General features: G+C 37.3%; 13 protein-coding genes. 3 read left to right on the top strand and 10 right to left on the bottom strand.

Annotated features, from left to right (window positions below):
• Positions 1-15: 15 nt before the first annotated feature.
• Positions 16-339 (top strand): DUF6804 family protein, encoded by a 324-nt coding sequence (locus BXY58_RS06685; RefSeq protein WP_120213043.1) that lies wholly within the window; start codon positions 16-18, stop codon positions 337-339.
• Positions 340-358: 19 nt separating this feature from the next.
• Here the strand turns inward: BXY58_RS06685 and BXY58_RS06680 are convergent, their stop codons facing one another.
• The 10 genes from BXY58_RS06680 to dnaG form a co-directional block, all read right to left on the bottom strand.
• A complete protein-coding gene (locus BXY58_RS06680; RefSeq protein ID WP_120213042.1) occupies positions 359-919 on the bottom strand; it encodes a hypothetical protein in 561 nt (186 codons plus the stop codon).
• 40 nt (positions 920-959) lie between these two features.
• Positions 960-2,339, bottom strand: a complete 1,380-nt coding sequence (locus BXY58_RS06675) for a nucleoside permease (protein ID WP_120213041.1) — start codon at positions 2,337-2,339, stop codon at positions 960-962.
• Positions 2,340-2,366: 27 nt separating this feature from the next.
• On the bottom strand, positions 2,367-2,969 hold the full coding sequence (locus tag BXY58_RS06670) for a bifunctional nuclease family protein (RefSeq protein WP_120213040.1): 603 nt from the start codon (positions 2,967-2,969) through the stop codon (positions 2,367-2,369).
• Positions 2,970-3,247: 278 nt separating this feature from the next.
• Complete coding sequence (locus tag BXY58_RS06665; protein ID WP_120213039.1) at positions 3,248-4,195, bottom strand: electron transfer flavoprotein subunit alpha/FixB family protein; 948 nt, start codon at positions 4,193-4,195, stop codon at positions 3,248-3,250.
• A gap of 127 nt (positions 4,196-4,322) precedes the next feature.
• Positions 4,323-5,069, bottom strand: coding sequence for an electron transfer flavoprotein subunit beta/FixA family protein (locus BXY58_RS06660; RefSeq protein WP_120213038.1), 747 nt, complete (start codon positions 5,067-5,069; stop codon positions 4,323-4,325).
• 222 nt (positions 5,070-5,291) lie between these two features.
• Positions 5,292-5,993, bottom strand: a complete 702-nt coding sequence (locus BXY58_RS06655; protein ID WP_120213037.1) for an SDR family oxidoreductase — start codon at positions 5,991-5,993, stop codon at positions 5,292-5,294.
• Between the two features lie 54 nt (positions 5,994-6,047).
• The gene (locus BXY58_RS06650) at positions 6,048-7,430 is read right to left on the bottom strand and encodes a dipeptidase (RefSeq protein WP_120213036.1); all 1,383 of its coding nucleotides are present in this window, start codon (positions 7,428-7,430) and stop codon (positions 6,048-6,050) included.
• Between the two features lie 138 nt (positions 7,431-7,568).
• The gene (locus BXY58_RS06645; protein WP_120213035.1) at positions 7,569-7,823 is read right to left on the bottom strand and encodes a hypothetical protein; all 255 of its coding nucleotides are present in this window, start codon (positions 7,821-7,823) and stop codon (positions 7,569-7,571) included.
• Between the two features lie 372 nt (positions 7,824-8,195).
• Positions 8,196-8,876: an ATP-dependent Clp endopeptidase proteolytic subunit ClpP gene (clpP, locus tag BXY58_RS06640; protein ID WP_120213034.1), complete on the bottom strand. Its 681-nt coding sequence runs from the start codon at positions 8,874-8,876 to the stop codon at positions 8,196-8,198.
• Positions 8,877-8,948: 72 nt separating this feature from the next.
• Entirely contained in the window at positions 8,949-10,874 is a 1,926-nt protein-coding gene (gene dnaG, locus BXY58_RS06635) for a DNA primase (protein WP_120213033.1), read from the bottom strand.
• A gap of 120 nt (positions 10,875-10,994) precedes the next feature.
• Between dnaG and tsaE the strand changes: the two genes are divergently transcribed.
• Complete coding sequence (tsaE, locus tag BXY58_RS06630) at positions 10,995-11,402, top strand: tRNA (adenosine(37)-N6)-threonylcarbamoyltransferase complex ATPase subunit type 1 TsaE (RefSeq protein ID WP_120213032.1); 408 nt, start codon at positions 10,995-10,997, stop codon at positions 11,400-11,402.
• Positions 11,403-11,461: 59 nt separating this feature from the next.
• A complete protein-coding gene (locus BXY58_RS06625) occupies positions 11,462-12,658 on the top strand; it encodes an alanine dehydrogenase (protein WP_120213031.1) in 1,197 nt (398 codons plus the stop codon).

Raw genomic sequence — 12,658 nt, 5'->3', positions numbered from 1 at the left:
TAAATAAATTAAAAAATGAATCAACTTCTGAAATTAATCTTGGCAGGAGTTCTTATTCTTTGCTTTTTTAAAATGTCTTATGGATTTTACAGGATTTCGGAATTTGCTCTGTTTGCAGGATTTGGATGGCTGGCTTACGATGCCTTCCACAGAAGAGATTCTCTGGATGTAAAAATTTTTGTAACTCTTACAATTTTCTACAATCCTTTCATTGGTTTGCCAATACCTAACATTCTCCAGGTTATCGTCAATGTGATTGTGATCATAGGCTTGGTTATAAACATTCTATTTGCACAGGAAAATCCTTACGAAGATTACACAAAAAAAGATGACCGCTAAGTCATCTTTCTTTTATTTCTTATAATCCAACCTGGATCTTGAAGGAAGAATTAATTCTTATTTTCATCTGATCCACTTTATTTTCCGGACCTTTGACCTTGATGTATATTGCAGCCTGAGTTGATTTTAAATAATTCATCAACTCTACAGTTGTATCTGGAGTGAAGCTGAGCGCTGTCTCACTTGTATTATTTGTGACAGTTGCGATGACTTTATCTTCTTGTCCTGGTGCGCTGATCCACAATTCTGCATCGCTAACTGCTTTCAGATTAATTCCACCTACAGATGAGACTTGACTAATACTAAAGCTCGTTAATTTTGCAGATTTAACTGTTAAGTTACCTTCAAATCGTTCCTTGATCTCTTTATCCAGATCTAAACCTAATGGAATGCTGGGTGATTTGACATACTCTGTTGCAACAGCAAAAGGAATCTCGGTTTCTATGTTCACCGGAATATCAAAAGGTACCGGAATCGTTATATTATCAATGATATCATCTACTTTGCTGCAACTGTTAATAGTACTGATGCCAACAATTAATGCTGAAGTCATGAATATATTTGTGATTAACTTTTTCATTTCTTTTATTTTAAATAACTGTATTCAAATATGTGCCAAATTAATGTGTAATATTTTGAACATCAGCTTCTGAATGTTTATGTTTAAAAAATATTGCAAATAAAACTGCGATCACCAGAGCATAAGCAGCAAAATAAAGCCAGATATGCGGCCAGTTTTTTACCATCACAATATTCGATAATGTGCCATCCGGATTAACTGCGGAATTAAATGAATTCTTTAAAATTTCTAAAAATGTAGAATCTGTAGGAGACGTTTGAAGATAAGAGGATAAATCTGCTGCAGTTGTAAATTTGATTGTAAAAAATTTATCTATAGCCCAGCCTGCGATATAACTTCCAAGCACAGCGCCAAATCCATTGGTCATCATCATAAACAAACCTTGAGCTGATGATCTGATCTTTTTATCCGTCGTAGTTTCCACAAAAAGCGAACCCGAAATATTAAAGAAATCAAATGCCATCCCGTAAACCACACAAGATAAAATAATCATCCAAAGTCCGTTAACAGGATCTCCGTAAGCAAAAAGTCCAAATCTAAGAACCCAGGCTAACATACTGATTAACATTACTTTTTTAATTCCAAATCTTCTTAAAAAGAACGGAATCGCCAAAATAAACAGGGTCTCAGAAATCTGCGAAATCGACATAATAATTGTTGATTTTTCTACTACGAACGAATTGGCATATTTTGGAAAATGCGCAAACTCACTCAGGAAAACATCGCCATAAGCATTCGTTAATTGTAATGCAGCTCCTAATAACATTGAAAATAAGAAGAACAAAGCCATTTTAAAATTCCCAAACAATTTGAAAGCATTCAGTCCTAATTGCTCAGACAATGGCGCGTTTTTGTCTATTAATTTCTGTGGTGGACATTTTGGAAGTGTCAATGCATATAATCCCAACAGTACAGCCACTCCACCTGCAATGTAAAATTGTCCTTCAGTAGCCTTGTTTCCTGTAAGATTAGTAATCCACATCGCTACAATGAATCCAATTGTTCCCCATACCCTAATTGGTGGAAAATCTTTAACAACATCCAAATGACTGTTTTTCAGTACCGTGTAAGAAATCGAATTCGTTAATGCAATCGTCGGCATATAAAAACACATTGCGACCAACATTATAGAGAAAAACGAGTTGGGCGTCTCTGTATGCGGCAAAATAAAGAGAACTACACCATAAAGAATCTGTAAAACCGAATATATCCTCTCTGCGTTTACCCAACGGTCTGCGATAATTCCTGTAATAGTTGGCATAAAGATAGAGGCGATCCCCATTGTTCCGAAAACAGCTCCAAACTGAGTTCCGTCCCAGTGTTTTGTTCCAAACCAGAAGTTAGCCATTGTGATTAGCCAGGCTCCCCAAACAAAAAACTGAAGAAAGCTGAGTATCGTTAATCGTAATTTTAGATTCATATGTTAAAATGATGTTTGTCTTTTTTGTTATTCTATTTTTTTATTTCTTCTTTTGATCTCCTCCTGCAACCTGAGTGCTGTATCATAATCTTCTTCTTTCACAGCGTCGTTCAGCAATTGTTCTAATTCTTCCAATGAAATCCCTGAAAGATCATTAAAATCCGAACTCTCCTGCTCGCTCTCCTCTACTTCCAATTTCGGATTCTCTTCTAACTCAAGCAAGATCCCTGCTTCATTAAGAACTTCCGATGTTGTATAAATAGGTGAATCGAAACGGACAGCCATCGCAACAGCGTCTGATGTTCTCGCATCCAGAATCAGTTCCTCTTCTGTTAACGGATTTTTGAAATTAATATTGGAAAAGAAAACGCCGTCTTTGATCTGGTAGATAATTACAGATTCTAATTTGAAACCTGTATTTTTCACAAACTGAGCGAAAAGATCGTGGGTCAAAGGGCGAGGTGGATTGATATCTTTTTCTAATCCTAAAGAAATGGATTGCGCTTCAAAATTCCCAATAACAACAGGTAGTTTAACCGATGTTTCTTCATGTTCCAACAACAGCGCATACGCTCCCGATTGAGTCTGGCTGTATGAGATCCCTCTAATGATTAATTTTTTATAATCCATTTAGCAAATATAAAATTTTTTGTTAATTTTCATTCAGGATTTGTAGATTTTTACATTGTTTGCGTTATAAAATCATTATAGTTTCAAGCATTTTCTTTTCCGTATTCATAACGCATTGAATTGCAGCAGCCCGACCTGAGTGGAGCTCTTTTTCTTTTTTTGCAAAAAAAGAAAAAAGCGGGAACGGAGGGCGGATTAAGCTGCCCAAATCCTTACATTAGTTGAAACAAAAAAAACCTGAATCAATGACTCAGGTTTATATTTTTATGAAAACTGAATTAGGCTTTCAATGCTTTGATTTTTTCTGTCAGAGCAGGAATGATCTGGAAAGCGTCACCCACTACGCCGTAATCCGCAGATTTGAAGAAAGGTGCTTCCGCATCATTATTGATGACTACAATGGTTTTAGAACTGTTAACACCCGCCAAATGCTGAATCGCACCGGAAATACCGACTGCAATGTAAAGATTAGGCGAAATTGCTTTTCCAGTTTGTCCAACGTGCTCTGTATGAGGTCTCCAACCGATATCGGAAACTGGTTTTGAACAAGCCGTGGCTGCGCCAAGAACATTTGCCAAATCTTCAATCATTCCCCAATTTTCAGGACCTTTCAAACCTCTACCAGCAGAAACTACGATTTCCGCTTCTTTAAGGTCAAGTTTTCCTGATGACTGTTCGTGATTGACCACTTTTGTATCCTCATTGGCGATGCTTAATTCCTTAACTTCTTCTGAACCTGAAGCTGCATTTTCTTTAACACCAAAAGCATTTTGAGAAACTGTTACGATAACACCAGCTGCATCAGCTTTTGCGTGCATGAAACCTTTTCCGGAGAAAGCTTTTCTCTTAACTTGGAAAGGCGAAGTGCTTTCTGGAACATCAATCACATTAGTAATCAATGAATAATTTTTCTGAATTGCCAACATTGGCGCTACAGAAGACGCATCTGTTGTATGAGAGAAAACAATAATGTTTCCGTCAGCAATTTGGTTAACCGCTTCTGCATAAGCCTTGGCACTGAAGTTTTTAAGACCTGCATCTTTGACATTCACTACTTTATCTGCTCCATATTTGTAAAGCAGATCCGAAGAATCTGTAGGGTTGATAGAAATTGCAGTTACTGAATCTCCTGTTTTTGCTGCAATAGCTTTTGCGTAAGAAACGGCTTCAAATGCTGCTTTTTTGTAAACTCCGTTTATATTTTCTGCGTATACGAATACTGCCATAATTTTTAATTTTTGTCAGATGTCAGATGTCGGAAGTTTCAAACTTGACTCTGAAATCGTGGATTTGATTAATTAAATAATATTTTTGTTAAAATTGAAATTCTCATCGGATATCTAACTTCCAACTTTAGATTACTTTCGCTTCTTCGTGAAGTAATCTTACCAACTCGTCTAGGTTATCCGCAGAAACCAACTTCACAGCTGCTCTTGGAGCAACACTGTCAAAAGAAACCGCTTCCACTTTCACTTCAGAATTGGAAGGTTCAACCACCTGAAGAGGTTTTGTTCTTGCGGACATAATGCCTCTCATATTTGGGATAATCAAATCTTTTTCGTCAACCAGACCTTTTTGTCCTGCAACAACCGCCGGTAACTTTACCGAAATCGTTTCTTTTCCACCTTCTATTTCTCTAACTGCAGTTGCTTCTGAACCATTAACATCCAAACCAACCGCTGCATTAACAAAAGCGTAATTCAGTAATTGAGCAACCATTCCCGGAACAGCGCCACCATTGTAATCAATCGATTCTTTTCCCGTAAGAATCAGATCATAACCGCCGTCCTGAGCAATTTTTGCAATTTCTTTGGCTACAGAGAAACTGTCTTTCGCTTCGGTGTTTACTCTTACCGCATCATTCGCTCCGATTGCCAAAGCCTTTCTGATAACCGCTTCTGTTCCTGCATCGCCTACATTCACAACTGTTACCGTTGCACCTTGGGATTCTTGTAATTTTATAGCTTTTGTTAAAGCAAACTCATCTAATGGATTAATCACCCACTGGATTCCGTTTTTGTCAAAAGCAGATTTATCTGCTGTAAAATTAATTTTACTTGTAGTGTCCGGAACACTACTGATACAAACTAATATTTTCATTTTAAGATGATGTTTTTATTTTACTAACTGTGCTAATATATATAAAAAATACTATGCATGCATAATTTATTGTTATTTATTAAATAACATCGAAAACCTCTTTAATACAAGGGTATTTAGATTCTTTATAAATAATTTTATTTATTTGAAGCCAATTTTGCAGAATTTAGACTTAACAAATATCTGGGTCAAATTATCGAATTTTCAAAAAAATCAATATTTTTATTTCTTCACCTGACTTGCTCTGAATTCTATTTTACTTGGCAAAACACGTGGATTCATATTCAGCATATCAAGAACCAGATTCCCCATATCTTCCGGCTGGATTTTCCATTCATCTTTTTCTGATGGAACATTTCCATTGAAATAAGTCGCGACTGAACCTGGCATTATGGTTGAAACTTTGATATTAAATTTTCTAAGGTCAATCATCGCAGCCTGTGTAAAACCAACAACTCCAAATTTCGAAGCATTATAACCTGCTCCATTTTCAAAGAAATTAGTTCCAGCAAGACTTGCAATCGTAATGTAATAACCTTGAGATTTTTTCAGTTCTTCAACAGAAGCTTTCAATGTATAGAAACAACCTGTTAAATTGGTTTCCTGCATTGCGTTCCAGTCTTCTATTGTTAATTCATCCACTGGTTTGAAAATTCCCAAACCGGCATTGGCAATCACAACATCCAAGCTTCCGAAATTCTGAACAATCTTTTGAACAGCCGATTCCTCATCCTCGAAATTTCTGACATCAGAACTCACTCCGAAAACACTTTCAGAAATTACTTTAAGTTCAGAAACAGCTTTGTCCACATCTTCCTGCTTTCTTCCACTAATAGCCACTTTGTGACCGTTCTTCAATAATACTTCTGCAATTCCGAAACCTATTCCCTTGGTTCCGCCTGTGATATAAATAACTTTTGACATAATTTTTTTGATTTAATATTAATAAAAAAGACAGCCTAAACTGTCTTTACATTTTTATCCTTTTGCGTAAAATTCAAAGAAATAAGGGATACTTTCAATACCTTTATAATAGTTATACAATCCGTAATGTTCGTTTGGAGAATGAATCGCATCTGAATCCAAACCGAATCCCATTAAAACAGATTTAGCGCCAAGAACTTTCTCAAACAAAGAAGTAATTGGGATACTTCCACCACTTCTGTATGGTAAAACTTCTTTTCCGAAAGCTTTTTCCATTGCTTTTTTAGCGGCAAGGAATTCTTTGGTGTTACTTTCCAAAACATAAGGCATTCCACCGTGATGTGGTGTCACTTTTACTTTTACACTTTTCGGAGCAATTTTCTCAAAATACTTTGTGAATTTTTCGGTAATTTCTTCAGGCGTTTGATTGGGAACTAGTCTCATTGAGATTTTAGCAAAAGCTTTAGAAGCAATCACTGTTTTCGCGCCTTCACCAGTGTAACCGCCCCAAATTCCGTTCACGTCCAAAGTTGGTCTGATAGAAGCTCTTTCCAAAGTCGTGTAACCTTCTTCACCCTGGATATCATTCAGATTGATAGATTTTTTATAAGCTTCCGGATCGTCCTTTAGTTTGTTCATTTCCTTTCTATCTTCGTCGGAAACAATCAGAACATTATCATAAAAACCATCGATTGTGATGTGTCCTTTGTCATCAATTAAATCGCCTATCATTTTCGACAAAACATTGATTGGATTGGGAACTGCACCGCCATAGAGTCCGGAATGTAAATCACGATTCGGCCCTTCTACTTCAACTTCAACATAACTCAATCCACGTAAACCTGTTGTAACCGTAGGTTGTTCGTTAGAATAAATATGCGTATCGGAAATCAAAATCACATCGCAGCTTAATTTTTCTTTATTCTCTTCAAGGAAATCTGCCAAACTTGCAGAACCAACTTCCTCTTCTCCTTCAATCAAAAACTTGACATTACAAGGCAAAGAATCAGTTTTCATCATTGCTTCGAAAGCTTTGACATGCATAAAGAATTGCCCTTTATCATCCGCAGAACCTCTTGCGAAAATCGCACCTTCCGGATGCAGTTCTGTTGTTTTAACAACCGGTTCAAAAGGATCGCTTGTCCATAACTCCAAAGGATCAGCTGGCTGAACGTCATAATGGCCGTAAACCAAAACAGTCGGTAAATTAGCATCAATGATTTTCTCCCCGAAAACGATGGGGTAACCTTTGGTTTCAAGGATTTCTACATTGTCAGCTCCGGCAACCTTGAGATGTCTAGCCACTTCATCTGCGCATTTCAGGACTTCTGATTTGTAAGCCGGATCCGCACTGATAGAAGCTATTCTAAGGATATCAAATAATTCATCAAGAAAACGTTGTTTGTTTTCTTGGATGTAATTTTGTGTATTACTCATTTTATTTTATTAATGATAAATGATGATTGATAAATGATTTTAAACTTTGTCCAAAATGAAAAAGTAAGGTTCGTAAAAATAAAAAATGTCCTGCAATTGCAAGACATCTTTTGTTATAATATTTTTATAAAATTCTGATTAGTGTTCAGCCTGACGTGGCGCTTCTAACTCTGGTTTAGCAGCAGGTGCAGCCGTTTTTGCAGAATCCGCTACAACGTGAGGTATTACTTTTGTAGAATCTTCAGTTGGCTTATAAGTTCCGTGCGGCGCATTGGGGTCATCATATCTTACTACTTCGCCTTCTTTTTTAAGACGTCCTTTGTTCCCACCAGCAGGAAGATCACAAGAAACAACTAAGATCGCAGAAGCCAACAATATTACAGATTTTTTCATTTTTTATTATTTAACGTGTCAAAAGTAGTAAAATTGAGATTTTCTGCAAAATTATTTTTGTAAAATGTATATTGTAGAATGTATTCTGTAATGAGTCTAATCTATTATTCTCAATTCCATTAACAATCTAAAAACAAATGACAAAGCCTCTACTTGCGAAGCGCGCCCCGACCTGAGTGGAGCTCTTTTTCTGTTATTGCGATTATACAAAAGTTCTACAGATTACTTCACTTCTTTCGCAATGGCAGAAAAAAGCGGGAACGGAGGGCGGATAAAGGCGCCCAAATTATTGAGCTAGTGAGTTGGAAAGTTATAGAGTTGGAGAATTTGGGTCAATAACAAAACCTGACTCAAATGAATCAGGTTTTGTTATTATTTTGCTTTTCTCTCGAGAACCTCGTCCACCATTCCGAAGCTTTTCGCTTCTTCTGATGTCATCCAATAATCTCTGTCAGACGCTTTTTCTACCCATTCGTAAGTTTGACCGGAATGGTTGGAAATGATGTCGTATAATTCTTTTTTCAGTTTCAGCATCTCTCTCAGGTTGATCTCCATATCAGAAGCTACACCTTGTGCACCGCCGCTTGGCTGGTGAATCATTACTCTGGAATGCTTCAAGGCAGAACGTTTTCCTTTTTCACCTGCCACCAAAAGCACGGCGCCCATAGATGCTGCCATCCCGGTACAGATTGTTGCTACGTCCGGCTTGATGATCTGCATCGTATCATAGATCCCCAAACCTGCATAAACGCTACCACCAGGAGAGTTGATATAGATCTGAATATCTTTGCTAGGATCTGAACTTTCCAGGAACAACAACTGCGCTGTTACGATATTCGCTACCTGATCATCTATCCCTGTTCCAAGGAAAATAATCCTGTCCATCATCAATCTGGAAAAAACGTCCATCTGTGCAACGTTCATTCTTCTTTCCTCCATAATATAAGGTGTCAGATTGGTCGGGTTGAACATTCCCATATATTGATCGGTTACCAAACCGTTGTTTCCCATATGCTTAACTGAGAAATCTCTGAATTCTTTTTTAATGTCCATATTATATTTGGTTATTTTTAAATCTTGTTTGAGTTTGCAATTTCTATTCCTTTGCTAAAGTAAGTCATTCTGTCACAAAATACGAAATAATTCGCTGTCCAATTTGTTTTTGAGTTGTGTCAGAAGAATTATTTTTTGATAAATCTCTGTATTATCATCTTCATTACTAAGAGACTTTTTGAGATCATTAATTAATTTGACAATATATTCTCTTTTATGTCTTAACACGATATCGGAAACTAACTTAGGAACCACTTCTTCCTCTGAACTGAAATAGATATTATACTTGTTCCAGTTACTTGTGTGATAGTTTTCTATCAGTGCGTTGGCCAATTTTCCGGAAACTTCTTCATCCATAAAATCGAAGAAAAAGTTACCTGATCGTAATTCGTTCTGGAGAATGCCTTCTTTGATTTCGGAAACGATTTTTTTATTGATATCCAATTGGATTTCGCAATCGTCTTCGTCCAGGTGATTGAGGATTTCTTCGATAACCGTGATTTTATAATCATTACCTTCAGCATCTTTTCTATCAAGAACAAAGTCGCCGTATTTCAACATCAGATCTACCAGCTTTTCTTCCTGAACCAACAATGGGTTAACAGAGAAACCAGCTTCCTGAACGATTTCTAGTTTTGGCGTTGCTTTTTTTTCTTCAAATCTAGGTTTTGATTCCTGCTGCTGTGTTACATTCGTCTGAATCTGAAGTTCATTGAATAAACTCTGCTCGCTCAACCCGAATTTACTCGAGACTTCTTTCAGATAAACTTCACGCTTTAACGCATTTTGAACAAAGGCAACCGATTTTACGATATCACGGATTGATTCAGCTTTTCTGATTGGATCATTTCCGGCATCTTTGAGTAAAATCTCTGCTTTGAAGTCGATAAAATCTTTCGCTTCTTTGTCAATAAAATTCTCAACAAATTCCTGTGGATGTTTTCTGGCAAAAGAATCGGGATCGTCTCCGTCCGGGAAAAGAAGAACGCGGATATTCATTCCTTCAGACAACAACATATCGATGCTTCGGAAACTGGCTTTGATTCCTGCATTATCACCATCAAAAAGAATCGTGACGTTTTCCGTTAATCTTTTGATGAGTTTGATCTGTTCGGTTGTCAAAGAAGTCCCGGAACTCGCCACAACATTCTCGATTCCGGATTGATGCAGCGACACAACATCCATATAACCTTCCACCAAAAGGCAAAGATTCTTCCTGGAAATGGATTGCTTGCTTTGATTCAGCCCATAAAGAACATTGGACTTATGATAGATTTCGGTTTCAGGAGAATTGAGATATTTCGCCGTTTTGACATTATTCTTGAGAATCCTTGCTCCAAATCCAAGCACTCTTCCCGAAAAACTATGAATCGGAAAAATAACCCTGTCACGGAATCTGTCAATTCCTGAAGGTGTATTTTCCGGAAAAATGGATAAGCCAGATTTTTCTAATATTTCTTTTGAATATGCTTTTTCAAGCGCGAATTCCGTAAATGCATTTTTCTTTTCGGGCGAATATCCCAGCTGAAATTTCTTAATAATATCATCCCGAAGTTCTCTTTCTTTGAAATAAGAAAACCCAATCATCTTACCTTCTTCCGATTCCCAAAGCTGCTGCTGGAAAAAATCATTGGCAACTTCGTGAATTTTGTAAAGCAGATCGCGCTCTGTCTGAGATTGTTTTTCTTCTTCGGAATATTCCCGGACGTTTTCCTCTATCTCAATTCCGTACTTTTTTGCAGCGTGGCGAAGCGCTTCGGGATAAGTGAAATTTTCAATTTCCATTAGGAAAGAAATGGCAGTTCCGCCTTTCCCGGTCGAGAAATCTTTCCAGATCTGTTTACTTGGAGAAACCACAAAACTTGGCGATTTTTCCTCGTGAAAAGGACTCAGACCCTTAAAGTTAGAGCCTGCTCTTTTCAACTGAACATATTCGCCAACAATCTCTTCTACCCGGATGGTAGAAAATATCTTGTCTATGGTTTCTTTAGTAATCAATCTTGTGTAAAATTTTGGGGAAAAATTGAAGTGGTAAAGTTAATATAAGTTGATTAATTACACTTAAAAAAACATTTAATAATTCAGTTCTCAAATCTTATTTTTGTGAAAAATTTACAGATGCAGTTTACAATCCATCAGCTCGAAGAATGGAAAGACGTTGTCATTCAAATCATTCCGAATCTTCACCATAACATTCTTTTGCTTAGAGGCAATCTTGGCGCTGGAAAAACGACTTTTACTCAATACTTACTGAAAGAATTTGGGAGCGATGATGAGATTTCGTCGCCAACCTACTCTATTGTCAACGAATATGACACGCTAAAAGGAAAAGTTTATCATTTCGATTTGTACCGACTGAAAAATGTAACCGAAGCCTATGATTTCGGGATTGAGGAATATCTGGACAACGGTTTTCTTTCTATTATCGAATGGCCGGAAATCTATATGGATGAGCTGGAAGGTTACGATTTTCACGAAATGACTATAGAAAATACCGAATCCGGAAGAGAAATCGAATTTAATTAACAGATACTGTAATTTGTTTTATCTTTGCCTAATGTTTTTGATTATAATGTTTTGATTTTATGAGCAGCACATCAACCATATTTACGCCTTTTTCCGAAGAAGAACTGATTCCGAAGGAAGAAAAACTGGAAGTGGTCAAAAAAGGAAAAACCTTCAGCATCGGTGTTCCCAAGGAAACTTGCCTGAGCGAAAAAAGAACCTGTCTGATTCCTGATGCTGTTCAGATATTGGTCAATAACGGTCACAAAGTGATTATAGAAAGTGGTGCCGGCGAAGGTTCCCATTTCTCAGATTTGCTTTATTCAGAAGCAGGAGCAGAAATTACCAATGATCCAAAAGTCGCTTTTTCGCAGGATCTGGTGCTTAAAATCAATCCACCAACGGAAGAAGAAATCGAATATCTGCGACCGATGACCTATTTGATTTCTGCGTTGCAAATTAACCTGAGAGACAAAAATTATTTCATTAAACTGGCAACAAAAAAAGTCAATGCGATTGCGTTTGAATTCATTATGGATGAGTACAAACAGCTTTCATTGGTAAGATTAATTGGTGAGATTGCCGGAAGTGTTTCAATTCTTTACGCATCAGAATTATTGGCGATGTCCAACGGTTTGATGCTTGGTGGTATCACAGGCGTTCGTCCGACTGAAGTGGTGATTTTGGGTGCCGGAATTGTGGGCGAATTTGCAACAAAAGCAGCAATTGGATTGGGTGCGAGTGTCAAGGTTTTCGATAATTCCTTGTCAAAATTACGAAGACTTCACACGTTGGTGGACAGCCGCGTTCCGACTTCCATTATCGATCCAAAAGAACTGACCAAATCTCTCAGACGTGCTGATGTTGTTATCGGTGCTTTGCCAAGACTTAACCTGTCGCCAATCGTAACGGAAGATATGGTGATGAAAATGAAAAAAGGAAGTGTCATCATTGATATTACCATAGATAACGGAAAAGTTATCGAAACATCGGAACTGACCTCTACGGAAAAACCATTCATTATCAAGCACGGTGTTATCCATTGCGGATTGCCGAACCTGACGTCAAAAATGCCAAGAACGACGACCAAAGCTGTGAGTAATTTTTTCTTAAGTTACCTATTAGGCTATGATGAAGAAGGCGGTTTCGAAAATATGTTGGTTCACAAAAACGAAATCAAGCAATCCTTGTATATGTACAAAGGCCGACATACCAAGCTACTGATTTGCAATAAGTTCGACCTTCCTTACCACGACATCAATCTGCTGATTTTCTAA

It is taken from the genome of Epilithonimonas arachidiradicis (assembly GCF_003610695.1).
In the GTDB taxonomy this organism is placed as follows: domain Bacteria; phylum Bacteroidota; class Bacteroidia; order Flavobacteriales; family Weeksellaceae; genus Epilithonimonas; species Epilithonimonas arachidiradicis.
This window is presented reverse-complemented; position numbering and strand designations above follow the sequence as displayed.